The sequence below is a fragment of the Streptomyces flaveolus genome, assembly GCF_000716535.1.
In the GTDB taxonomy this organism is placed as follows: domain Bacteria; phylum Actinomycetota; class Actinomycetes; order Streptomycetales; family Streptomycetaceae; genus Streptomyces; species Streptomyces flaveolus_A.
Window position 1 is genome coordinate 44,135 of record NZ_JNWV01000001.1, and the last position, 22,508, is coordinate 66,642.

The 22,508-nt window shown below is 71.9% G+C and carries 21 protein-coding genes; 8 read left to right on the forward strand and 13 right to left on the reverse strand.

Annotated elements, in window-relative coordinates; all coding sequences use genetic code 11:
- The first annotated feature begins 58 nt into the window (after positions 1–58).
- A complete protein-coding gene (locus OO52_RS00200; protein ID WP_014673852.1) occupies positions 59–310 on the forward strand; it encodes a DUF6458 family protein in 252 nt (83 codons plus the stop codon).
- Positions 311–381: 71 nt separating this feature from the next.
- On the opposite strand, the gene OO52_RS00205 is transcribed toward OO52_RS00200, so the two are convergent.
- From OO52_RS00205 to OO52_RS00215, 3 genes are all read right to left on the reverse strand, one after another.
- Entirely contained in the window at positions 382–2,217 is a 1,836-nt protein-coding gene (locus tag OO52_RS00205; protein WP_030640320.1) for a thioredoxin-like domain-containing protein, read from the reverse strand.
- 109 nt (positions 2,218–2,326) lie between these two features.
- The gene (locus OO52_RS00210; protein WP_030640318.1) at positions 2,327–3,181 is read right to left on the reverse strand and encodes a calcium-binding protein; all 855 of its coding nucleotides are present in this window, start codon (positions 3,179–3,181) and stop codon (positions 2,327–2,329) included.
- A 170-nt stretch (positions 3,182–3,351) separates the two neighbouring features.
- A complete protein-coding gene (locus OO52_RS00215) occupies positions 3,352–3,738 on the reverse strand; it encodes a cupin domain-containing protein (RefSeq protein ID WP_030640315.1) in 387 nt (128 codons plus the stop codon).
- Positions 3,739–3,789: 51 nt separating this feature from the next.
- On the opposite strand from OO52_RS00215, the gene OO52_RS00220 reads away from it, so the two are divergent.
- Complete coding sequence (locus OO52_RS00220; protein WP_078876843.1) at positions 3,790–4,842, forward strand: helix-turn-helix domain-containing protein; 1,053 nt, start codon at positions 3,790–3,792, stop codon at positions 4,840–4,842.
- Here OO52_RS00220 and OO52_RS00225 read toward each other — a convergent pair.
- Positions 4,796–5,302, reverse strand: a complete 507-nt coding sequence (locus OO52_RS00225) for a hypothetical protein (RefSeq protein ID WP_030640311.1) — start codon at positions 5,300–5,302, stop codon at positions 4,796–4,798. The two genes, OO52_RS00220 and OO52_RS00225, sit on opposite strands and share 47 nt — an antisense overlap.
- Positions 5,303–5,390: 88 nt before the next feature.
- Here OO52_RS00225 and OO52_RS00230 point away from each other — a divergent pair, with 88 nt between their 5' ends.
- Positions 5,391–5,885 carry an LURP-one-related/scramblase family protein gene (locus OO52_RS00230; RefSeq protein ID WP_030640309.1) on the forward strand — a complete coding sequence of 165 codons (495 nt, stop codon included), beginning with the start codon at positions 5,391–5,393 and terminating at the stop codon, positions 5,883–5,885.
- A 7-nt stretch (positions 5,886–5,892) separates the two neighbouring features.
- On the opposite strand, the gene OO52_RS00235 is transcribed toward OO52_RS00230, so the two are convergent.
- On the reverse strand, positions 5,893–6,687 hold the full coding sequence (locus OO52_RS00235; protein ID WP_030640307.1) for a carbon-nitrogen family hydrolase: 795 nt from the start codon (positions 6,685–6,687) through the stop codon (positions 5,893–5,895).
- Between the two features lie 183 nt (positions 6,688–6,870).
- On the opposite strand from OO52_RS00235, the gene OO52_RS00240 reads away from it, so the two are divergent.
- Positions 6,871–7,695 (forward strand): maleylpyruvate isomerase family mycothiol-dependent enzyme, encoded by an 825-nt coding sequence (locus OO52_RS00240; RefSeq protein ID WP_030640305.1) that lies wholly within the window; start codon positions 6,871–6,873, stop codon positions 7,693–7,695.
- Between the two features lie 61 nt (positions 7,696–7,756).
- On the opposite strand, the gene OO52_RS00245 is transcribed toward OO52_RS00240, so the two are convergent.
- Positions 7,757–9,067, reverse strand: a complete 1,311-nt coding sequence (locus OO52_RS00245; RefSeq protein ID WP_030640303.1) for an MFS transporter — start codon at positions 9,065–9,067, stop codon at positions 7,757–7,759.
- Positions 9,064–9,738, reverse strand: coding sequence for a GntR family transcriptional regulator (locus OO52_RS00250; protein WP_030640300.1), 675 nt, complete (start codon positions 9,736–9,738; stop codon positions 9,064–9,066). The genes OO52_RS00245 and OO52_RS00250 overlap by 4 nt, the downstream gene beginning before the upstream one ends.
- Positions 9,739–9,927: 189 nt before the next feature.
- Here OO52_RS00250 and OO52_RS00255 point away from each other — a divergent pair, with 189 nt between their 5' ends.
- Positions 9,928–10,830: a D-alanyl-D-alanine carboxypeptidase family protein gene (locus tag OO52_RS00255; RefSeq protein ID WP_030640298.1), complete on the forward strand. Its 903-nt coding sequence runs from the start codon at positions 9,928–9,930 to the stop codon at positions 10,828–10,830.
- Between the two features lie 73 nt (positions 10,831–10,903).
- Here OO52_RS00255 and OO52_RS00260 read toward each other — a convergent pair whose 3' ends face one another.
- From OO52_RS00260 to pdhA, 3 genes are read right to left on the reverse strand one after another with little or no spacing between them, the layout of a single operon-like run.
- Complete coding sequence (locus tag OO52_RS00260; protein ID WP_030640296.1) at positions 10,904–12,292, reverse strand: dihydrolipoamide acetyltransferase family protein; 1,389 nt, start codon at positions 12,290–12,292, stop codon at positions 10,904–10,906.
- Positions 12,293–12,302: 10 nt separating this feature from the next.
- Positions 12,303–13,280 (reverse strand): alpha-ketoacid dehydrogenase subunit beta, encoded by a 978-nt coding sequence (locus OO52_RS00265; RefSeq protein ID WP_030640294.1) that lies wholly within the window; start codon positions 13,278–13,280, stop codon positions 12,303–12,305.
- A 1-nt stretch (position 13,281) separates the two neighbouring features.
- On the reverse strand, positions 13,282–14,520 hold the full coding sequence (pdhA, locus tag OO52_RS00270; RefSeq protein WP_030640291.1) for a pyruvate dehydrogenase (acetyl-transferring) E1 component subunit alpha: 1,239 nt from the start codon (positions 14,518–14,520) through the stop codon (positions 13,282–13,284).
- 538 nt (positions 14,521–15,058) lie between these two features.
- Between pdhA and OO52_RS00275 the strand changes: the two genes are divergently transcribed.
- On the forward strand, positions 15,059–16,075 hold the full coding sequence (locus tag OO52_RS00275; RefSeq protein ID WP_030640289.1) for a phosphotransferase: 1,017 nt from the start codon (positions 15,059–15,061) through the stop codon (positions 16,073–16,075).
- A gap of 99 nt (positions 16,076–16,174) precedes the next feature.
- Here the strand turns inward: OO52_RS00275 and OO52_RS00280 are convergent, their stop codons facing one another.
- On the reverse strand, positions 16,175–17,812 hold the full coding sequence (locus tag OO52_RS00280; protein WP_030640287.1) for a protein kinase domain-containing protein: 1,638 nt from the start codon (positions 17,810–17,812) through the stop codon (positions 16,175–16,177).
- 343 nt (positions 17,813–18,155) lie between these two features.
- Here OO52_RS00280 and OO52_RS00285 point away from each other — a divergent pair, with 343 nt between their 5' ends.
- Complete coding sequence (locus OO52_RS00285) at positions 18,156–19,793, forward strand: Stk1 family PASTA domain-containing Ser/Thr kinase (protein ID WP_030640285.1); 1,638 nt, start codon at positions 18,156–18,158, stop codon at positions 19,791–19,793.
- Between the two features lie 82 nt (positions 19,794–19,875).
- On the opposite strand, the gene OO52_RS00290 is transcribed toward OO52_RS00285, so the two are convergent.
- Positions 19,876–20,421, reverse strand: coding sequence for a bacterial proteasome activator family protein (locus OO52_RS00290; protein ID WP_030640283.1), 546 nt, complete (start codon positions 20,419–20,421; stop codon positions 19,876–19,878).
- A gap of 198 nt (positions 20,422–20,619) precedes the next feature.
- Between OO52_RS00290 and OO52_RS00295 the strand changes: the two genes are divergently transcribed.
- Positions 20,620–21,489, forward strand: coding sequence for a hypothetical protein (locus OO52_RS00295; protein ID WP_234337815.1), 870 nt, complete (start codon positions 20,620–20,622; stop codon positions 21,487–21,489).
- Between the two features lie 24 nt (positions 21,490–21,513).
- Here OO52_RS00295 and OO52_RS00300 read toward each other — a convergent pair whose 3' ends face one another.
- A complete protein-coding gene (locus tag OO52_RS00300; protein WP_030640278.1) occupies positions 21,514–22,494 on the reverse strand; it encodes an NAD(P)H-quinone oxidoreductase in 981 nt (326 codons plus the stop codon).
- Positions 22,495–22,508 lie beyond the last annotated feature (14 nt).

The following is a 22,508-nucleotide window of genomic DNA, read 5'->3' on the forward strand; positions in this document are numbered from 1 at the left end:
TCACCGGGTACCCGGACGGCACCGGAGATTCCGGAACCAGAAGGGGAGGCGAGGTCTCATGGGTCTCGGCGGATGCATCATCCTCATCGCCGTGGGGGCCATTCTGACGTTCGCGACCGACTGGCACATGCAGGGCGTGAACCTCACCGTCGTCGGCCTGATCCTGATGGCCGTGGGCCTGATCGGCGTGGCGACGTTCAGCGGGATAGCCCGCCGCCGCCGCGTGGTGGTACCGCCGACGACCCCGGTGGTGGAGGAGGAACCGCGCCACCACCGCGTCGACGGCTACTCCGACGGCTACGGCGTCTGACGGCTGAACCCACCTGTTCCTGAAGGTGGGTTCAGCCGTTCCCCGGCAGCCTGCCTGCCGACCCGCGCCGCTCAGCCCTGTCCGGGGGCGGTCTCGTCCATCCCGGCCAGCACCAGCGGCAGGCGGTCCACGCCTCCTTCAGCAAGGCGGAGCGGGACGCCCCAGTCCTGCTGGTGGACGTGGCAGGCGGGGTACTCGTTGGCCGGGTCGTCGTCGCAGGAGGCCGCCATCGCGGAGACGTGCAGGACGCCCTCGGTGACGGACGGGTTCAGTTCCAGCTCGCGGCACAGGTCGGTGTCCGCTCCCTCGCCCTTGAGCAGCAGCTCGGGCGGGGTGGCGGAGACCAGCAGCCGTGTCGAGGGGCCGTAGCGTTCGTCGAGCTTCTGGCCGGCCGGGGCCTGGAAGATCACGTCCAGACGCAGCCGGCCGGGGGCGACCTCGGTCGCGGCGCGCTGGGTGCGGTGGGCGACCGACTCCACCCGCACCGCCTCCTCCGGCAGCCGCAGCCGGGTCAGCCGGTGCCGGGCCGACTCCACGACCACGATGTCCTCGCCGACGAGGACGGCGTCGCTGGGCTCGCGCAGGTCGGTGGCGAGCGTGGTCACCTCGCCGGTCGCCGGGTCGTAGCGGCGCAGGGCGTGGTTGTAGGTGTCGGCGACGGCGACCGAGCCGTCCGGCAGGGCGGTGACGCCCAGCGGGTGCTGGAGCAGGGCCTGGCCGGCGGCGCCGTCCCGGTGGCCGAAGTCGAACAGGCCGGTGCCGACGGCGGTGTGCACCTGCCCGTCGAGGTCGACCCAGCGCAGCGCGCTCGTCTCGGAGTCGGCGAGCCAGAGCCGGTCGGCGGTGGCCGCGAGGCCGGAGGGCTGGGCGAACCAGGCCTCGTCGGCCGGCCCGTCCACCAGGCCCTCGTTGGCGGTGCCCGCCGCCACGCCGACCGTGCGGGCGGCCGGGTCGTACGTCCACAGCTGGTGGACGCCCGCCATCGCGATCCACACCTTGCCGCCGAAGACCGCCACGTCCCACGGGGAGGAGAGGTCCACCTCGCGTGCCGGGCCGGAGGTCGCCGAGCCCCGCCACCACTGCTTGCCGGTGCCCGCCAGGGTCGTCACCTCGCCGGTGGCCGGGTCCAGGCGGCGCAGGGCGTGGTTGACGGTGTCGGCGACCACCACCGAGCCGTCGTCGAGGAGGGCGAGGCCCTGCGGCTCGTTGAAGGACGCCTCCCGCGGGCCGCCGTCGGAGAACCCGCGCGCGCCGGAGCCGAGGCGCCGTACGACGGTCTCGGCGTCCTCGGCCAGCTCCACGAGCTGGTGCCGGGTGGTGTCGCTGACCAGGAAGTTCCCCGACGGCAGGAGCAGCGCCTTGCCGGGGAAGCGCAGCGTCGTCGGCTCGGGCTCCGGCGGCACGTACGGACCGTCGCCGCGGCGCAGGGTGCCCTTCGCCTCGTGCTCGGCCTCCAGCTCCTCGACCAGCCGCTCGATGGCGTGCGCGTGGCCCTCGCCCGCGTGCTGGGCGACGACGTACCCCTCGGGGTCGATCACCACGAGCGTCGGCCAGGCGCGCACCGCGTACTGCTTCCAGGTGGCCAGCTCGGGGTCGTCCAGGACCGGGTGCGCCACGCCGTAGCGCTCGACGGCGTCCACGACCGCCTGGTGCTCGGCCTCGTGCACGAACTTCGGCGAGTGCACCCCGATCACCACGAGCGTGTCCCGGTGCTTCTCCTCCAGCTCACGCAGCTCGTCCAGGACGTGCAGGCAGTTGATGCAGCAGAAGGTCCAGAAGTCCAGGAGGACGATGCGTCCGCGCAGGTCGGCGAGGGTGTAGCGCTGGTCTCCCGTGTTCAGCCAGCCACCCTTGCCGATCAGCTCGGGGGCGCGGACTCGGGCGCGTCGGGGTGCGGAGTCGGTCATGGCTCCAAGGGTGCCACCTGACGCCGGCAGCCGTTCCGGCGCCTGTGGACAACCGGGGCCCTGTGGACAACCCGGGCCCGGTGCGGCCTGCCCGGTGCCGGTGCGGCCGTCAGTCCTGGTGGATCACGTTCCGGCCGGGCCCGCCGGAGAGCGTGTCCCGCCCCGGGCCGCCGTAGAGCCTGTCGTTCCCGCTGTTGCCGTACAGCTTGTCGTTGCCGCTGTTGCCGTACAGGACGTCGTCGCCCTTGCCGCCGTACAGGGTGTCGTCGCCGGAGCCGCCGGTGAGCGTGTCCTTGCCGTCGTCACCGGCCAGGTACTGGGCTCCGGCGCCGCCGTGCAGAGCGTCGTCGCCCTTGCCGCCCTGGACGATGTTGTCGCCGCCGCTCGCGTTGATCGTGTCGTTCCCGTCGCCGCCCCAGGCCAGCCCTTCCTTGCCGACCGTGAGGATGTCGGCGCCCGCGTCGCCCGAGACGTAGGCGCCGTCGAGGCGGCCGGAGTCGGTCGCCTTGTCGTTGCCGGAACCCAGGGAGATCTCGGCGTAGTAGTAGATCTGGTCGGTGGCGTTCCTGTACGCAAGGGTGTCGTCGCGGTCGCCGAGGCGCACGAGCAGGGCGGCGTAGGGGTCCTGGCTGTCGAGGCTGGTGACCGTGCAGGAGACCTTCGTGCGGTCCGCGCCGTCCGGGTGGGAGCAGCCGTGGCCCGCCTTGATCGTGACGGTGTCGTCGATCACGTAGGTGATGCCGGTGCGGTCGGCGGTGAGGGACGCCGTGACGGTGGCCTTGTTGGCCTGGCCGGGGGCGGCCTGGTAGGTGAGCTGCCAGTCGTAGGCGTTGACCTCGGCGGTGGCGGGCGAGGTGGCCGCCGACGCGGTGCCGGACAGGGCGAACGGCACGGCCAGGGCGGCGGCCGTGCCGACGGCCACGGCGAGCGCGCGGACGGGCCGGCGGTGGGTGCGAGCGGACATGGTGGGCCTCCGGGAGGAACGGGCGGACGGTTCGGCCGGCTTCCGCCGACTTCCGCACCGTTCGACTCGGGGGTGGTTCCGTTGGTTGGCCAACGGCCTTGCCGGAACCGGAAGTTCATCGACGCGACACCTGGTGTCCCGGTGGATTCCGGCGTGCCGTCAAAAGCGCCTCACGAGAGCGCGTGACCCGTGGTCGCGTCCACGTGGCCCGGGACGTCCTCGTGCCGGTCGCCGACGGTCAGCGTCCCGGTGGGCTCGAAGAGCAGGATCTCGGTGGGCACGGGCGCGTACGGCTTGTGTTCGGTGCCACGCGGGACGGTGAACACCGAGCCCTTGGGCAGGACCACCGTGCGCTCGCCGGCCGGCTCGCGCAGGCCGATGCGCAGCTCACCGGAGAGGACCAGGAAGAACTCGTCGGTGTGCTCGTGCGCGTGCCAGAGGTGTTCGCCCTCCAACTTCGCCACGCGGACGTCGTAGTCGTTGACGGCGGTGACGATGCGGGGGCTCCACTGCTCGGAGAAGGAGGCGAGGGCCACGTCCAGGGAGATCGGTTCCATGCGCTCATCGTGCGGGTGGCGGGGGCGGTGCACGAGTGCTAGGAATCGCATATGCCGCAAGGATTTTCTCACCGTGTCGTGCTGGTGGTCGACGAGAACTCCAACCCCTTCGAGATGAGCTGTGCCATCGAGATCTTCGGGCTGCCACGGCCCGAGCTGGGGCGCGACCTGTACGACTTCCGGCTGTGCGCGGCCGAGCCGCACACCCGGATGCGGGACGGATTCTTCACGCTCAGCGGGGTGGCCGGCCTGGAGGCCGCCGAGGAGGCCGACACGCTGATCGTGCCGAACCGTCCGGACACCGAGGTCCCGCGCGCGGAGCGCGTCCTGGACGTCGTACGCCGGGCACACGCGCGGGGCGCCCGCCTCGTCGGCTTCTGCTCGGGCGCGTTCACGATCGCGGAGGCCGGGCTGCTGGACGGGCGCCGGGCGGCCTGTCACTGGATGTGGGCGGAGGCCTTCCGGTCCCGCTTCCCCGAGGTGCGCCTGGAGCCGGACGTGCTCTTCGTGGACGACGGCGACATCCTCACCGCCTCCGGCAGCGCCTCCGCGCTCGACCTCGGCCTGCACCTGGTCCGCCGGGACCACGGCGCGGAGATCGCCAACCACGTCTCCCGGCGGCTCGTCTTCGCCGCGCACCGGGACGGCGGGCAGCGGCAGTTCGTGGAACGGCCGGTGCCGGAGGTGCCCGACGAGTCCCTCGGCCCGCTGCTGGCGTGGGCGCAGGAACGGCTGGGCGAGCCGTTGACGGTGGCCGACCTGGCGTCCCGCGCGGCGGTCAGCCCCGCCACGCTGCACCGCCGCTTCCGCGGCCAGCTCGGTACGACCCCGCTGGCCTGGCTCACCGCGGAGCGGGTGGCGCTGGCGTGCCGGCTGATCGAGCGGGGTGAGGAGCGGCTGGACGTCGTGGCGGCGCGCAGCGGCCTGGGCACGGCGGCCAATCTGCGGGCGCGGCTGCGGCGGGAGACGGGCCTGAGCCCAACGGAGTACCGCAGGCGGTTCGGGACGGTGCCGGTGGCGGGTACGGCCGGCCGGACGCATCGGCCGGAAGACCGGGTCAGGACGGCGGGGACGGGTCCGACTCCGCGGTCGCCCGCGCTCTGACCTGCTTTCCCCAGGCGTCCGACAGCGCCTTCGGGACCTTCGCCGTCAGGCCCCCCTCCTTGGTGAAGGCGAGTCCCCGGGTGTAGGCACTGCTGCCGCAGCCGTCGGTCTGGTGGGTGAGCCGTACGTCGACGGACGTGTCGACGACGGGCCGTCGCTCACCCTTGCGAGTGACCCGGAAGCGGATCGGGCCGGAGTCGGGGTCGACGTCACGCGGCAGCGGAAGGCTCACGTCCGTGATCCGCTCCCGCCGCAGTGTGCCCTCCGCGCACTCGCCCCGCGCGCACAGCTCGTAGGAGCCGCCGGTGAGATCGCCGTATCCCCGGTGGTCGAACAGCACGCCGACGCCGGAGGCGACGTCGTAGCCGGCGCACGGCCCCCCGTACGAACACCCGGAGCCGGCTGCGAGCAGGGCGGCCCCAACGCTCAGCAGACCTGCCCGTCTGATCGGTCTGACCACTTCTCGTCCCCTCCGCGGCCCTTCAAGCCGACCTGACGAACTCACACGTCCTGTGACGATCGACCCGTGCCGGGGAAGCATGACCCGTATGAGATTCCTCGTACGCGACCGGATCCTCGGCATCGGTGACGACTGGTGGATCGAGGACGAACACGGCCGGAAGGTGTTCCTCGTCGACGGCAAGGCGATGCGTCTGCGGGACACCTTCGAGCTGAAGGACACCGATGGCCGGGTCCTGGTCGACATCCACCAGAAGATGCTCGCCCTGCGCGACACGATGGTGATCGAACGCGACGGCGAGCCCCTGGCCAGGATCCGGCGCAAGCGGCTGTCCCTGCTGCGCAACCACTACCGGGTCTCCCTGGTGGACGGCACCGAACTCGACGTCAGCGGGAAGATCCTGGACCGCGAGTTCGCCGTCGAGTACGACGGCGAACTCCTCGCGGTGATCTCCCGACGCTGGCTGACCGTCCGCGACACGTACGGCGTGGACGTCGTACGGGAGGACGCCGACCCGGCGCTGCTGATCGCGGTGGCGGTGTGCGTGATCCACCTCGCCGAGAAGGAGGGGCAAGAGGACTGACGGGCGCTCAGCGAAGGGGCGGTTCCAGGCCCAGCACCCGGTCCTTGAGCGCGGGGAACTGTTCGCGGGTCGCGCCGACCTTCGCCGGGTCCAGGTCGACCGTGAGGACCTCTTCTCCGGGGCCGGCCTCGGCGAGCACCTCGCCCCAGGGATCCACCACGATCGAGTGACCCGCCTGCGGAACTCCGGCGTGGGTCCCGGCCGTTCCACAGGCGAGCACGAACGCCTGGTTCTCCACCGCCCGCGCCTGAGCCAGCAGCGTCCAGTGCGCGCGTCGCCGCTCGGGCCAGCCCGCCGGGATCACCAGCGTCTCGGCGCCGGCGTCGACCAGACCGCGGAAGAGTTCGGGGAAACGCAGGTCGTAGCAGGTCGCCACGCCGAGCGTGGTCCCGGGCAGCCGGACCGTCACCAGGTCCCGGCCCGCGCCCATCAGCACGGCCTCGCCCTTGTCGAAGCCGAAGCGATGGATCTTGCGGTAGGCCGCGGCCAGCTCGCCGGAGGGGGAGAAGACGAGAGACGTGTTGTAGAGGGTGCCGTCAGGGTCGCGTTCGGGAAGGGAGCCGGCGTGCAGCCACACGCCCGCGCCGCTCGCCGCCTTGGCCATCGCCTCGTACGTCGGCCCTTCGAGCGGCTCGGCCGCACGGCCGAACTCCTCGAAGGCGAAGGCACCGGTGGTCCACAGTTCGGGCAGTACGACGAGGTCGGCACCGCTCTGCTCCCGCACCAGCGCGGCCACGCGCCGGCGCCGGGAGTCGACCGGTTCGCCCTCGTCCACGGCGATCTGGATCAGCGAGGCGCGCACACTACCACCGTCCTGGCATTCGAGTCGTCCACACAGGCCTACGATCGTCACACGAAAGCACTGCCGGGGTGCCTTTCAGCAGCGTAACTTAGCCTCTCAAGACACCCGCCGAAGTGCAGCCGCCGCCCGCTGGCCATGCCGCCACAACCTGCCCGTGTACCGACCGCCGAGGGGTCCCGTTCCGTGAGTCTGCATCCCACCCTCCAGCCCTACGCCGACGCCTGGACCCACTCCATCGAAGCGATATCCGAGATGGTGCAGTCGCTCGTCGAGGGCGAGTGGAACCGGCGGACACCCTGCCCCGGCTGGTCGGTGCGGGACATCGTGTCCCACGTCATCGGCCTGGACTGCGAGATGCTCGGCGACCCGCGCCCCATCCACTCCCTGCCGCGCGACCTCTTCCACGTCACCACCGAGCACCAGCGCTACATGGAGATGCAGGTCGACGTCCGCCGCCACCACACGGCGCCGGAGATGACGGCGGAGCTGGAGTACACGGTCATCCGCCGCAACCGCCAGCTGCGCAACGAGGCCCGGGACCCCGGCACCATGGTGCGCGGGCCGCTGGGCAAGGAGATCACCCTGGAACAGGCCTACCGCGCCCGGGCCTTCGACGTGTGGGTGCACGAGCAGGACCTGCGCGCGGCCCTCGGCCGCCCCGGCAACCTGGACTCGCCGGGCGCGTACGTCACGCGGGACGTCCTGCTGGAGGCGCTGCCCAAGGTCGTCGCGCACGACGCGAACGCCCCGCGCAGCTCGGCGATCGTGTTCGACGTGCACGGCCCGGTCGAGTTCCTGCGCACGGTCCGCGTCGACATCCAGGGCCGCGGCACCGTGGAGACCGCCCCCGCCCTCGGCCCCGCGGCCACCCTCACCCTCGACTGGGAGACCTACGTCCGCCTGGCCTGCGGCCGGGTGAGTCCCGAGGCGGTGGCGGACCGGGTGAAGACGGAGGGCGACCTGGACCTGGCGGCGGCCATCCTGCGCCACTTCGCGGTGACGCCGTAACGGCGTCCGGCCGGCCTCTCGGCCGACCGGAGGCGGGTGGGCGTGCGGGAGGACCCGCGGCTCACGCCGCGGGCACGTGCACGGTCTCCACCCGGCTGGCGACCAACCGCTCCCGCTCCCGCCGGGCCGCCCGCCCCCGCAACCGCAGGATCTGCCCGATCCCCAGTGCCTGGAGCACGAACACGGCGCTGAACGCCACCGTGTAGTCGTCCCCGGTCGCGTCCAGCAGCACGCCGATGGCGAAGAGCGTCGTCATGGAGGCGACGAAGCCACCCATGTTGGTGATGCCTGACGCGGTGCCCTGTCGCTCGGGCGGGTTGGCCGGCCGGGCGAAGTCGAAGCCGAGCATCGACGCCGGTCCGCACGCACCGAGCACCGCGCACAGCACCAACAGCAGCCACATCGGCGCGTGCTCCCCGGGGTAGGCCAGGGTCGCCGCCCACAGCAGCGCGGTGGCGGCCACCGTGCCCAGCGCCAGCGGCAGCCGCGCCGCGTGGTGCCGGGCGACGATCTGGCCGTAGACCAGGCCGATCACCATGTTGGACAGCACGACGAGAGTGAGCAGTTCACCGGCCGTGGCCCGGCTGAGGCCCTGCGCCTCGACCAGGAACGGCAGGCCCCACAGCAGCAGGAACACCATCGCCGGGAACTGGGTGGTGAAGTGCACCCACATCCCCAGACGCGTGCCCGGCTCCCGCCAGGACGCGAGGATCTGCCGGCGGACGTAGGCCGCGCCCTGGTGCGGGGACGGCTCCGGCTCCTGCCCCTCGGGGTGGTCCTTCAGGAACAGCAGGGTCAGCACGAGGACGACCGCGCCCGCCAGCGCGCTGCCCGCGAACGCCGGGGTCCAGCCGATGCCGTGCAGCAGCCGGGACAGGACCAGGGTGGAGACCAGGTTGCCTGCCATGCCGATCAGGCCCGCGAGCTGGGCGACCAGCGGCCCGCGCCGGGCCGGGAACCAGCGGGTGCCCAGCCGCAGCACGCTGATGAAGGTCATCGCGTCACCGCAGCCCAGCAGCGCGCGGGAGGCGAGCGCGGTGCCGTACGAGGGGGAGAAGGCGAAGCCGAGCTGTCCGGCGGTGAAGAGCACCGCACCGATGCTCAGCACCTTCTTGGTGCCGAGGCGGTCCACGAGCAGGCCGACGGGTATCTGCATGCCCGCGTAGACCAGGAGCTGGAGGATGGAGAACGTGGAGAGCGCCGAGGCGCCCACGTGGAAGCGGTCGGCCGCGTCGAGGCCGGCCACCCCCAGCGACGTACGGAAGATGACGGCGACGAAGTAGACGGCCACGCCTATGGACCACACGGCGACGGCCCGGCGCCCGCCCGGCGGATCACCCGGAAGGGTGGCGCCGCGCCCCGGAAGGCTCATCGGACCTCACCCCGTGCCAGGTGCGAGAACCAGCCCACGTGCCGGTGCACGATCCCGACGGCCGCCTCCGCGTCGCCGGCGCGCAGCGCGTCCAGGATCTCCTCGTGCTCGGCGAGCGTCTTGGCGATCCGGTCGGGATGGGAGTGCATGACGGCGACACCCATCCGCAATTGCCGGTCGCGCAGCTGGTCGTAGAGCCGGGAGAGGATCTCGTTGCCCCCGCTGCGCACGATCTCGGCGTGGAAGCAGCGGTCGGTGACCGCGGCGGCGGCCAGGTCACCGGCGGCGGCCTGTGCCTTCTGCCGCTCCAGCAGCTCCGCCAGCCGCTCCAGCAGGCCCGGCGGCGCGGGCACGGCCTTGCGGGCCGCGTGTTCCTCGACCAGCAGCCGGGTCTCCACCACGTCGGCGATCTCCTGTGCGGAGACCGGCAGGACCAGGGCGCCCTTCTTCGGGTAGAGCCGGATGAGGCCCTCGACCTCCAGCCGCAGCAGCGCCTCCCGGACCGGCGTGCGCGAGACCCCGACGGCCTCGGCCAGCTCGCCCTCGGTGAGCAGGGTGCCGCCCTCGTAACGGCGGTCGAGCACACCCTGCTTGACGTGGGTGTACACGCGGTCGGCGGCGGGTGGCGGCTTGAGGGACTGCGGGGCGGACTGCTCGACGGCCGTGTTCATGCCCACAGCATAGATACAACACGTACGCAAGGGCGGGACCGTCCATCATGCGGACGTGACGCACGCCTCTCCCAGCGCCCGCACAACCTTCTGTGCTACTTACGTGTCACACCAACGCGGCCCCCTTCCGCTTGCCACCTCAACTCGGCCGCACTCCAGGGGCATTCAAGACATTCGAGGTACATCACTTTGATTACCGGCATCAAGGGCATCCGCCTCCGCAGAGCAACTGCCGTCGCCGTCACGTCCGGCGCGCTGCTCGCGACCGGTGCCCTCACCGCAGCGCCCGCACAGGCCGTCACCGCGCCCTCCATCGTGGCCAAGGGCGGCTACGTCATGAACAACGCGAGCGGCTCGACGCTGTACACGAAGGCGGCGGACACCAGGCGCTCCACCGGCTCCACCACCAAGATCATGACCGCCAAGGTCGTGCTCGCGCAGTCGAACCTCAACCTCGACGCCAAGGTCACGATCCAGAAGGCGTACAGCGACTACGTCGTCAGGAACAACGCCTCCCAGGCCCACCTGATCGTCGGCGACAAGGTGACGGTGCGCCAGCTTCTGTACGGCCTGATGCTGCCGTCCGGCTGCGACGCCGCCTACGCGCTCGCCGACAAGTTCGGATCCGGCTCCACGCGGGCCGCGCGGGTGAAGTCCTTCATCGGCAAGATGAACACCACCGCCAAGAACCTGGGTCTGAAGAACACCCACTTCGACTCGTTCGACGGCATCGGCAACGGCTCCAACTACTCGACGCCGCGCGACCTGACGAAGATCGCCAGCAGCGCGATGAAGAACTCCACGTTCCGCACGATCGTCAAGACGAAGTCGTACACCGCCAAGACGATCACCAAGACGGGCAGCACCCGCACGATGAACCCGTGGAAGAACACCAACGGGCTCCTCAGCAGCTACAGCGGCACCATCGGCGTGAAGACCGGTTCCGGCCCGGAGGCCAAGTACTGCCTGGTCTTCGCCGCGACCCGGAACGGCAAGACCGTCATCGGCACCGTCCTCGCCTCCTCCTCCATCGCCCAGCGCGAGGCGGACGCGAAGAAGCTCCTCAACTACGGCTTCGCCAGGCTCGGCTGACGCACCGACGACGAGGGCCCGCCGCATCCCGTGCGGCGGGCCCTTCGCCGTGCACCGGCGGGTCGTGGGGCGGTCAGGCCCAGGTGATCAGCCGCTTCGGCTGTTCCAGGACGGCTGCGACGTCCGCCAGGACCTTGGAGCCCAGTTCCCCGTCGACCAGGCGGTGGTCGAAGCTCAGGGCCAGCGTGGTGACCTGACGCGGCTTCACCTTGCCCTTGTGGACCCACGGCTGGAGCTTGATCGCGCCGACCGCGAGGATCGCCGACTCGCCCGGGTTGAGGATCGGGGTGCCGGTGTCGACGCCGAAGACGCCGACGTTGGTGATGGTCACCGTGCCACCCTGCATCGCCGCCGGGGAGGTCTTGCCCTCGCGGGCCGTGGACACCAGCTCGCCCAGCGCCTCGGCGAGCTGCGGGAGCGTCTTGTCCTGCGCGTCCTTGATGTTCGGGACGATCAGGCCGCGCGGGGTGGCCGCCGCGATGCCCAGGTTGACGTAGTGCTTGCGCACGATCTCCTGGTTCGCCTCGTCCCAGGACGCGTTGATGTCCGGGTTGCGCTTGATGGCGACCAGCAGGGCCTTGGCGATCAGCAGGAGCGGGTTGACCCGCAGGCCCTGCATCTCCTTGTCCTGCTTCAGCTCCTCGACCAGCTTCATCGTGCGGGTCACGTCCACCGTCACGAACTCCGTGACGTGCGGGGCCGTGAACGCCGAGCCGACCATGGCCGCCGCCGTCGCCTTGCGGACGCCCTTGACCGGGATGCGGGTCTCCCGCGCGGTGTCGTACGACGCCACGGGCGCCGGGACCGCGGGAGCGGCGGGCGCCGCCGTGACCGGGGCGGCCGGCTCGGCCGTCCGGGGCGTGGCCGCCGCGTGGACGTCCTCACGGGTGATGATGCCGTCCGGGCCGGACGGGGTGATCGCCGCCAGGTCGACGCCCAGGTCCTTGGCCAGCTTGCGCACCGGCGGCTTGGCCAGCGGGCGGGACTTCTCGGCGACCGCGCCGCGGTGGCCGTTCAGCTCCGCCTGGATCGCCTGTGCCGGCGCCGGGACGGTGACCTCGGGGCCCTTGCGCGGACGGCGCCTGGTGGAGGAGGTCGCCACGCCGTACCCGACGAGGACCGGCTGGCGGCCCTCCGGCTTGGGCTCGGGCTCCTCGGTCGCCGGCTTCGGCTGCTCGGCGGGGGCCTCCGGCGCGGCACCGCCGGCCAGGGCCACCGCGATGATGGGCGTGCCCACGTCCACCGTGGTGCCCTCGGGGAAGTGCAGTTCGCGGACCACGCCGTCGTAGGGGATGGGCAGTTCGACGGCCGCCTTCGCCGTCTCCACCTCGCACACCACCTGGCCGTCCGTCACCGTGTCGCCCGGCTGGACGTACCACTTGAGGATCTCGGCCTCGGTGAGCCCCTCGCCCACGTCGGGCATCTTGAACTCGCGTACGGACGCTTCCGTCATCGTCGTCACGGCCCTCTCCTCAGTACGCCAGCGAGCGGTCGACGGCGTCGAGCACGCGGTCCAGGTCCGGCAGGTACGACTCCTCCAGGCGCGCCGGCGGGTACGGGGCGTGGTAGCCGCCGACGCGCAGGACCGGTGCCTCCAGGTGGTAGAAGCAGCGCTCGGTGATCCGGGCGGCGATCTCCGCGCCGGAGCCGAAGAACACCGGTGCCTCGTGCACCACGACCAGGCGGCGGGTCTTCTCCACCGAGGCCTGGACGGAGTCGAAGTCGAGCGGGCTGACCGAGCGCAGGTCCAGGACCTCCAGGGACTTGCCCTCCTCGGCCGCCGCGTCCGCCGCCTCCTGGCACAGCTTCACCATGGGGCCGTAGGCCGCCAGGGTCAGGTCGGTGCCCTCGCGGACCACGCGCGCCTTGTGCAGCGGGGCGGGGATCGCCTCGAAGTCGACCTCGGCCTTGTCCCAGTAGCGCCGCTTGGGCTCGAAGTAGATCACCGGGTCGTCGCTCTGGATGGCCTGCTGCATCATCCAGTACGCGTCCGACGCGTTGGACGGGGAGACGATCTTCAGGCCGGCCACGTGCGCGAACAGCGCTTCCGGGGACTCCGAGTGGTGCTCGACCGCGCCGATGCCGCCGCCGTAGGGGATGCGGACGACGACCGGCAGCTTGACCTTGCCCAGCGACCGGGCGTGCATCTTGGCGAGCTGGGTGACGATCTGGTCGTAGGCCGGGAAGACGAAGCCGTCGAACTGGATCTCCACGACCGGGCGGTAGCCGCGCAGGGCCAGGCCGATCGCGGTGCCGACGATGCCGGACTCGGCGAGCGGGGTGTCGATGACCCGGCTCTCCCCGAAGTCCTTCTGCAGGCCGTCCGTCACGCGGAAGACGCCGCCGAGCTTGCCGACGTCCTCGCCCATGATCAGGACCTTGGGGTCGGTGTCCAGGGCACGGCGCAGCGACTCGTTGATGGCCTTGGCCATCGCCATCTTCTCGGCCATCTCAGTGACCCCCTTCATCGGCGAACGACGCCTGGTAGGCGGCGAACTGGGCGCGCTCCTCGTCGACGAGCGCGTGCCCGTCCGCGTACACGTTCTCGAAGATGGCGAAGTGGTCCGGGTCGGGCATGGCGCGGACCGCTTCGCGCACTCGCTTGCCCAACGCCTCGGACTCGGTCTCGAGTTCCGCGAAGAATCCCTCGTCCGCGTGGTTCGACGCCTCCAGGTACCGGCGCAGGCGCAGGATCGGGTCCTTCGCCTCCCAGGCCAGCCGCTCCTCGTCGCCCCGGTAGCGGGTGGGGTCGTCGGAGGTGGTGTGGGCGCCCATGCGGTAGGTGAACGCCTCCACCAGGGTCGGGCCCTCGCCGTTGCGGGCGCGCTCCAGCGCCCGCTTGGTGACCGCGAGGCAGGCGAGCACGTCGTTGCCGTCGACCCGGACGCCGGGGAAGCCGTAGCCCTGCGCGCGCTGGTAGAGCGGGACGCGGGTCTGGCGCTCGGTCGGCTCGGAGATCGCCCACTGGTTGTTCTGGCAGAAGAACACCACCGGGGCGTTGTAGACCGCGGCGAAGGTGAACGATTCCGCTACGTCGCCCTGGCTGGAGGCGCCGTCCCCGAAGTAGGCGATGACCGCCGAGTCCGCGCCGTCCTTGGCGACGCCCATCGCGTAGCCGGTGGCGTGCAGCGTCTGGGAGCCGATGACGATCGTGTACAGGTGGAAGTTGTTGCTGTTGGGGTCCCAGCCGCCGTTGTTCACGCCGCGGAACATGCCGAGCAGGTTGGTCGGGTCGACCCCGCGGCACCAGGCGACGCCGTGCTCGCGGTAGGTCGGGAAGACGTAGTCGTCCTCGCGGGTGGCCCGGCCGGAGCCGATCTGGGCGGCCTCCTGGCCCAGCAGGGAGGCCCAAAGGCCCAGTTCGCCCTGGCGCTGCAGGGCGGTGGCCTCCGCGTCGAAGCGGCGGGTGAGCACCATGTCGCGGTACAGGCCGCGCAGCTCTTCGGGGGTGATGCCGGCGACGTAGGCGTCGTACTCGGCGTTCTTGACCCGCTTGCCCTCCGGCGTCAGCAGCTGCACGAGCTCCGGCTCGGTGCTCTTCTTGGCGGCGCTGCGGGTGGTGCGGGTGGTGCGCTTGGTGCCGGTGGCTCCGGTCGCGGCTCCGGTGGTGCCGGTTTTGCCGCCGGTGGTGCCGGCCTTGCCTGCGGCGGTGCGTCGCGGCTTGCGCGCGGCACTGCTCTCCACGGTCACGTGTGCTCCTCCGTCGTTCCGGCCCCCGGGGTTGCCGGTAGGCCAGTGCGGCTCACCTGTTTCGACCACCGGGCACGGGGTGGGTGCCACTCGGCCGGGAACAGGCGTGACAGGTGCCCCGGCGAGCGCCCTGCAACCATCACGTTACCCAGTGCCCCACATTTCTGTGAAACCCCGTTTGACCTGCGATTTTGCTTGGATTTCCAAGTAAATCGAGGTGGTGTGAAAGCGCGCTGGTCACAGCCTTGCGGCAGTCCGGAGCACCCGCACGTTATCCCGCGCACCCAGGTCACGGGAAGAGTTTCATGTGAGACCGGCCTCGCACACGAAGCCGGAAAAGTCGCGGAATTTCTACTGCATACGGATGAGGCGCCGAGCCGCGTACGGGTGAGCCCCTGTCGCGAGCCGCACGGAGACGGAAAAGCACACCTCGTGACCGAAAGCGACCGTCGACGACTGTCTGTGACAAGCCCCAGCTCACGGGGGCTGCCCGTGCCCTAGCATCTGGCGCGTGCCGCGCTCATGTGTACCACCCCCCGTGCCCCACGCACTCCCCCTGGGCGCCCTGCTCCGCCTGTACGCCGCGGGTACCGCCCTCACCTGTGAGCCGGTCGACCAGGGCCTGCTCAACCGCGGCTACCGGCTGTGCACCACGAGCGGCCGCTACTTCCTCAAGCACCACTTCGACCCGGACACCGCCGACCCGGCCGCCATCGAACGCCGGCACCTGGCCACCCGGCGCCTCGCCGACCTCGGCGTGCCGGTCGCCGTGCCGCTCGCGCACCGCGAGGGCCGCACGGTCGCCGTCGTCGGCGGTCACGCCTACGCCCTGCATCCCTGGATCGACGGCAGGCACCGGCACGGCGGCCAGCTCACCCGCGGGGAGAGCGCGCGCCTGGGGGCGCTCCTGGGCGCCGTGCACGCCTGTCTGGAGCGCGTGATGCCCCCCAAAGGGCGCACGCGCCCGGCGACGAGCCCCCACCCGGTGGAGAGCGCGGACCCGGCCGACACCTTCGCCCTCATCGACGACCTGCTCGCCCATGTGCGCCGGCACCGCCCCTCGGACGCCTTCGACGAACTCGCCCGGCACCGGCTGCTGGAACGCCGCGCGCTGCTGGAACAGCACGCGGACCGGCGCCCGCCGCGCGGCGGTTCGGTGGGCTGGGTGCACGGCGACTTCCACCCGTTCAACCTGCTCTACAAGGACGACGCCCCGGCCGCCATCGTGGACTGGGACCGGCTCGGTGTGCAGCCGCGCGCGGAGGAGGCCGTACGCGCCGCCGTGATCTTCTTCGTGGCGCCCGGCGGAACCCTGGACCTGCCGAAAGTGCGTGCCTACGCGCGCGCGTACCGGCGCACGGCCGGCGCCACGCCCTCGGAGCTGGCGGCGGCCGTGCACCGGGTGTGGTGGGAGCGGCTGAACGACTTCTGGATGCTGCGCTGGCACTACGAGCGCGGCGACACGCGCGCGGACACCCAGTTCCCGGCCGCGTCGGCCCTCGCGGTGTGGTGGACCCGCGAGTACGACGCGGTGTGCGACGCGTTCGTGCAGTGAGCCCCGGCCGGCCAGGAACGCGCGCGACACGGCGCGTTCGCGCGACGGGCGGGCGGTGTCACCTCAAGGGGACGCCGTCCCGGCCGCCGTGGGTGTCCTTCAACCGGCGGTGGTGGTGCCGGTGCTGCCGTCCGTCGTGGTGCCCTCGGTGGTGCCGGCGTCGCCGGTGCCCGCGTCCGTGCCGCCGTCACCGGTACCGGCGTCCGTGCCGCCGTCGTCGGTACCCGCGTCCGTGCCGCCGTTCGTCGGGTCCGTGGGCTGCGACTGCGAGGTCTGCGGCTGCGACGGCTCGGTGCTCGGGGTGGAACTGGCCGTCCTCGACGGGGTGTACGACGGCGTGGTCGCCGGCGGCCAGCCGGAGCCGGTGCCCCCCGTGTCCGAGCCGGTGTCCGTCTCCGGGTCCGAGGGCTGGTCGGTCTTCTCCTCGGACGGGATCGGGGTGGGCGACTCGTGCTTCGTGCTCTTGGAGTGCGTCTTGGTCGGCTGGATGTCGGTGTCGTTGCCGCCGCTGCCGCCGCCCGCGCGGTTCAGCGCCAGCGCCACGCCCGCCGCGATGGCGATGACCGCGAACACGGCGAGCAGCCACAGCTTGCCGCGCCCGCTGCCCTTGTTGCCGTGCCCCTCGAAGCCGCCGTCGTCGCCGTTGCCGTAGCCCGCGGGCAGGATCGGCTGCGGGATCTGCGTGGTGCCCGAGGCGTCCGCCGGGTGGGGCATGACCGTCGTCCCGGCGAAGCCGCCGGCCGGGGTCTGCCGGCCGTCGTGCGTCTCCACCGGGCCGGTGTTCCAGGTGCCGGTGTGCCCGCCCTGGTCGTAGAGCATCTGCAGGCCGTACTGGACGAGCCCGCGCATCTCCTCGGCCGTCTGGAACCGGTCGTCGGGCTCCTTGGCGAGCGAGCGCATGACCAGGCCGTCCAGCTCCGGCGGGCAGGACCCGTCGGAGACCTGCGACGGCGGCACCGGCATGTCCTGGACGTGCTGGTAGACCACCGACAGCGGGGTCTCACCGGTGAACGGGGGGCGCAGCGAGAGGAGTTCGTACAGCAGGCAGCCGGTGGCGTACAGGTCGGAGCGGTGGTCGACGGCCTTGCCGAGCGCCTGCTCCGGGGAGAGGTACTGCGGGGTGCCCATGACCATGCCGGTCTGCGTCATCGTCGTCGACGCGCCGTGCAGGGCGCGGGCGATGCCGAAGTCCATCACCTTGACGGCACCGGTGTCGGTGATGATGACGTTCGCCGGCTTGATGTCACGGTGGACGATGCCGTGCTGGTGCGAGTAGGCGAGCGCCTCCAGCACCCCGGAGACGATGATCAGGGCCTGCTCGGGGCCCGGCGCCTCGGCGTTCATCAGCAGGTCGCGGATGGTGCGGCCCTCGACCAGCTCCATGACGATGTACGGCACGGACTGGCCGCCCACCACGTCCTCGCCGGAGTCGTACACGGCGACGATCGCGTGGTGGTTGAGGCCGGCGACCGACTGTGCCTCACGGGTGAAACGGGCCTTGGAGACCGGATCCTCGGCCAGGTCCGCGCGCAGCAGCTTGACCGCGACCGTGCGGCCCAGGCGGACGTCCTCGGCCGCGAACACCTCGGCCATGCCGCCCCGGCCCAGCCGGTGCGTGAGCCGGTACCGGCCGTCGCCGACGAGCCCGCCGTTGCCCCACAGCTCCGGCGCGTCCGACATGCCGCCGCCAGTCGCCTCGGGGTCGGACGGGCCCTGAGAGCGCTGCGTCTGTGCCATCAGTCCTCGCCGTCGTTTCTGCCCGCGGTGCGCGCGGTGTTGTTACGGTCTCCGTCCGCCACGCTACAGCCTCCGCGGGGGCCACCGGTTCGGAACGGCAACCAGGACCGACCCGAGACGGACCGGTCATGAAACCTCTAGCACGCGCTGTCGTGCAAATTCTGTGCGCCGGCCGTACGTCCCCTGTAACGCTTGCACGACGCTTCATGCGCGTACGGTCACGGAACGGGCACCGAGCTTGACGTGTCAGTGCCCTCGGGCAGACTTGGCCGGGAATGACACATTCGATCAAGGCCTGTTCGCCGGCTGACGGCGCCGCACGGCCGGTGGGGGACGCGGAGAGATGAGCCAGGACGGCGCACACGGCCGGTACGCGGGGCAGGCGCTGGCCGGGGGCCGCTACCAGCTGCGCGACTTGCTGGGCGAGGGCGGCATGGCCTCCGTGCACCTCGCCTACGACGCCGTGCTGGACCGCCAGGTCGCCATCAAGACGCTCCACACCGAACTCGGCCGGGAACAGGCCTTCCGCGAGCGCTTCCGCCGCGAGGCGCAGGCCGTGGCCAAGCTCACGCACACCAACATCGTCTCCGTCTTCGACACGGGCGAGGACGAGTTGAACGGCATGGCGACGCCGTACATCGTCATGGAGTACGTCGAGGGCCGCCCGCTGGGCTCCGTGCTGGAGGAGGACATCCGGCAGTACGGCGCGATGCCCGCCGACAAGGCCCTGAAGGTCACCGCCGACGTGCTCGCGGCCCTGGAGATCAGCCACGAGAAGGGGCTGGTCCACCGCGACATCAAGCCGGGCAACGTGATGATGACCAAGCGGGGCGTGGTCAAGGTCATGGACTTCGGCATCGCCCGCGCCATGCAGTCCGGCGTCACCTCGATGACCCAGACCGGCATGGTCGTCGGCACCCCGCAGTACCTCTCGCCCGAACAGGCCCTCGGCCGCGGCGTGGACGCCCGCTCCGACCTGTACTCGGTCGGCATCATGCTGTTCCAGCTGGTCACCGGGCGGCTGCCGTTCGACGCGGACTCGCCGCTGGCCATCGCGTACGCGCATGTGCAGGAGGAGCCGGTGGCGCCCTCCTCGGTCAACCGCGCGCTGCCGCCCGCCGTGGACGCGCTGGTCGCCCGCGCGTTGAAGAAGAACCCGAACGAGCGCTTCCCGACCGCCGAGTCCATGCGCGACGAGTGCCTGCGGGTCGCGGCGTCCTTCCATGCGGCCCCGCCGAGCATCGTGCCGGGCGCCGGTCCGACGCAGAGCGGCTCGGGCGTCGGCTCCGCGGTGTTCCCGCCGGTCGACCAGGCGACCCAGGCCCCGCACGGGCAGGTGCAGACGCCGTACCAGCCGGCTCCGGCACCGGTCCCGAACCCGTACGGCCACCCGACGCCCGCCCCGGGCTACGGCTACCCGCAGCAGGGCGGCTACCAGACGGCGCCCGTGGGCTACGGCCCGCAGGGCACCGCCCCGACCCCGCCGCCGTACACGATGGCGCCGCAGCAGGCCGGCGGGCCCGGCGGCGGCCGGAACAGGCGGCCGGTGGTCGTCGGCTCGGTCGCGGTGGCGGCCGTCGTGGCCGTCGGCCTGATCGTCGCGCTCACGCTGAAGAACACCGGCGAGGACACCAAGGGCGGCAGCGGCGGGTCGAGCGCCTCGGCGTCCGCGTCCCACCGGGCGGGCTACCGCCCCCCGGACACCACCCGCCGGATCGACAAGTCCAAGTGCACCGATCCGCAGGAGTCCTACACCGACCCGGACAAGGTCGAGCTGCCCGACTTCCGGTACAAGGACATCGGCTCCGTGAAGGAGTGCCTCCAGGCCGCTGGCTGGAAGTGGAAGATCAAGGACGAGGACGACAACACCTGGGGCGACGGGACCGTCCTCGACCAGTTCCCCGCCCAGGGCACCGACGTCGACCAGGACGACGTGGGCACCATCGAGCTGAGCGTGTCGACGGGCAATCCGCCGCAGTGAGCCGCCCCCGGCGGTTCGGGGTACGGATCGGGCCCGGCGGTCGTCCGCCGGGCCCTCGGTGTGTCCGGCCGAGCCGGAGGGCTTACAGGTAGGGGCCGCCCGAACGGCCGCCCGTCTGGTGGTCGTCGCCGCCCTCGTGGCCGGTCATGCCCGGCGGGAGCGCGCGGCGCATCTGCTCCAACTGGGCTCGCGCGGCCATCTGCTGGGCGAACAGCGTCGTCTGGATCCCGTGGAAGAGGCCCTCCAGCCAGCCCACCAACTGCGCCTGCGCGATCCGCAGTTCCGCGTCGCTCGGGGTGGCGTCGTCGGTGAACGGCAGGGAGAGCCGTTCCAGTTCCTCGACCAGTTCGGGGGCCAGGCCGTCCTCCAGCTCCTTCACCGAGCTCGCGTGGATCTCCTTGAGTCGCACCCGGCTGGCCTCGTCGAGGGGAGCCGCCCGCACCTCCTCCAGGAGTTGCTTGATCATGCTACCGATCCGCATGACCTTGGCCGGCTGTTCCACCTGCTCCGTCACCGGGGTCTCACGGGAGTCCTCGTGCCCGTCGCCACCGCCGAGCGCCATCCCGTCCTGACCCACGACGAGGATCTGGGGGTTCCCCGGCGACCGTTCGTTCCTCGGCATCTCCATGCCGCCATTCTCTCGCACGCCACCACCTCATCACCGTGGTGCCCCCTTGTGGGGCTGATCCACCGTTTAGACCCGACGGCCCAATCCGGAATGCCTTCTTCGCCATGGAATGTGAGGCTTGTTCCCGTCGGTTTTCCATCGGTCACGGCACCTGGGCCCCGGGAGGTCACCGACGTGACTGCACGCCCACGACTCACGTTGCGCTGTCTTAGGCTGCTGGTCGTCCTCACGGCGACGGCCCTGCCGGCGCACGGCACCGCCGTCGCGTACGGCGGCACGCCCGTCCTCGCCGCGGAGCCGGACACCGCCCGCCCGTCCGCCACCGGACACCGGGAGCAGGCTGGAACGCGGCAGGGAACCAGGCAGGGCGCGGCCCGGGGGCACGCGCCCGCTCTGACGGCCGTGCCCCAGCACGGGCCCCTTGAGGACACGGCCGCGGAGCACGCCGCCCCGGACCGCGGGCGCCCGGACCAGGGTCCACCACGGAAGCCGTCCCCCGACGGGACGTCCCCGGACGGGACGTCCCCGGACGGGACGTCGTCGGACGAGGCGTCATCGGAGGAGGCGTCGGAGGAGACGTCATCGGAGGAGGCGCCGTCGGACGAGACATCCTCGGACGAGACGGCCTCGGGGGAAGCGCCGGCCGCCGTTCCGATGCCGTCCGACTCCGCCTCGGCGTCGGTCCGCCCCTATCGCCCCCTCGCCTCCGTCGAGCCGTCCCGGGCGGGCAGCCGGGCCGGTGAGGGGCGGATGCGGCCGGGCCGGCCGGACGGGCCGGAGATCGAGGACGAGGGCGACGACGCCCCCCCTCCCGCCACCCCTGCCGCCCAGCCGGAGGAGCCTGAGGAGCCGGAGACCGCGGAAGTGCCGAGCGTCTCGCCGTCGCCCCTGGAGACCGGCCCGGACCCCACCGGTTCCCCGCAGGGGCCCGGCGCCGAGCAGGCGGCCCAACAGGGCGAGGCCCCCACGGAGCCGGTCCTGCGGATCCTCCCGCTCGGCAGCGGTCTGGTCCTCATCGGCCTGGGCCTGGGGCTGGCCCTCCTGGGCCTGAGACTCCGCAAGAGCTGACCGCCCGGACGGCCGGGACCCCCGCTACGGCGCGACCAGCAGCACCTTGCCGATGTGGCCGCTCGCCTCCACCAGCCGGTGCGCCTCGGCCGCCTCCGGCATCGGCAGCTCGCGGTCCACCACCGGGCGGACGTGCCGGGCGGTGAGCAACGGCCACACGTGCTCACGTACGGCGGCGACGATGGCCGCCTTCTCCGTCAGCGGGCGGGCGCGCAGCGAGGTCGCGCTGATCGCGGCCCGCTTGCTGAGCAGCGTGCCGATGTTCAGCTCACCCTTCACACCGCCCTGCATGCCGATGATCGCGAGCCGTCCGTTGACGGCGAGCGCCTGGACATTGCGGTCCAGGTACTTCGCACCCATGTTGTCGAGGATGACGTCGGCGCCCGCGCCCCCGGTGGCCTGCTTGATCTCGGCGACGAAGTCCTGATCGCGGTAGTTGATCAGCACGTCCGCGCCCAGCTCGGCGCAGCGGTCGAGCTTCTCCTTCGTCCCGGCGGTCACCGCGACCTTGGCGCCGACGGCCTTGGCGAGCTGGATCGCCATGGTGCCGATGCCGCTGGAGCCGCCGTGCACCAGCAGCGTCTCGCCGGGACGCAGATGGGCGACCATGAACACGTTGGACCAGACGGTGCAGACGACCTCGGGCAGCGCCGCGGCGCGCGTGAGGTCCACCCCCTCGGGAGCGGGCAGCAGCTGCCCGACCGGTACGGCGACCTTCTCGGCGTAGCCGCCGCCCGCGAGCAGCGCGCACACCTGGTCGCCGACGGCCCAGCCGGAGACGCCGGGACCGAGCGCGGCGATCCTGCCGGAGCACTCCAGGCCGGGGTAGGGGGAGGCGCCGGGCGGCGGGTTGTAGAAGCCCTGGCGCTGCAGGATGTCGGCACGGTTGACGGCGCTGGCCACCACCTCGACCAGCACCTCGCCCTCGCCGGGCACCGGATCGGGGACCTCGTCCCACACCAGCGCCTCGGGACCACCAGGTTCGGGAATCGTGATCGCATGCATGCCGGTGACGCTAC

What these genes read in the sequence shown, in the direction of transcription:
- OO52_RS00200 (WP_014673852.1), top strand. Translation starts at nt 59, where the DNA reads ATGGGTCTCGGCGGATGCATCATCCTCATCGCCGTGGGGGCCATTCTG.
- OO52_RS00205 (WP_030640320.1), bottom strand. Translation starts at nt 2,217, where the DNA reads ATGACCGACTCCGCACCCCGACGCGCCCGAGTCCGCGCCCCCGAGCTG.
- OO52_RS00210 (WP_030640318.1), bottom strand. Translation starts at nt 3,181, where the DNA reads ATGTCCGCTCGCACCCACCGCCGGCCCGTCCGCGCGCTCGCCGTGGCC.
- OO52_RS00215 (WP_030640315.1), bottom strand. Translation starts at nt 3,738, where the DNA reads ATGGAACCGATCTCCCTGGACGTGGCCCTCGCCTCCTTCTCCGAGCAG.
- OO52_RS00220 (WP_078876843.1), top strand. Translation starts at nt 3,790, where the DNA reads ATGCCGCAAGGATTTTCTCACCGTGTCGTGCTGGTGGTCGACGAGAAC.
- OO52_RS00230 (WP_030640309.1), top strand. Translation starts at nt 5,391, where the DNA reads ATGAGATTCCTCGTACGCGACCGGATCCTCGGCATCGGTGACGACTGG.
- OO52_RS00245 (WP_030640303.1), bottom strand. Translation starts at nt 9,067, where the DNA reads ATGAGCCTTCCGGGGCGCGGCGCCACCCTTCCGGGTGATCCGCCGGGC.
- OO52_RS00250 (WP_030640300.1), bottom strand. Translation starts at nt 9,738, where the DNA reads ATGAACACGGCCGTCGAGCAGTCCGCCCCGCAGTCCCTCAAGCCGCCA.
- OO52_RS00265 (WP_030640294.1), bottom strand. Translation starts at nt 13,280, where the DNA reads ATGGCCGAGAAGATGGCGATGGCCAAGGCCATCAACGAGTCGCTGCGC.
- OO52_RS00280 (WP_030640287.1), bottom strand. Translation starts at nt 17,812, where the DNA reads ATGGCACAGACGCAGCGCTCTCAGGGCCCGTCCGACCCCGAGGCGACT.
- OO52_RS00285 (WP_030640285.1), top strand. Translation starts at nt 18,156, where the DNA reads ATGAGCCAGGACGGCGCACACGGCCGGTACGCGGGGCAGGCGCTGGCC.
- OO52_RS00290 (WP_030640283.1), bottom strand. Translation starts at nt 20,421, where the DNA reads ATGGAGATGCCGAGGAACGAACGGTCGCCGGGGAACCCCCAGATCCTC.
- OO52_RS00300 (WP_030640278.1), bottom strand. Translation starts at nt 22,494, where the DNA reads ATGCATGCGATCACGATTCCCGAACCTGGTGGTCCCGAGGCGCTGGTG.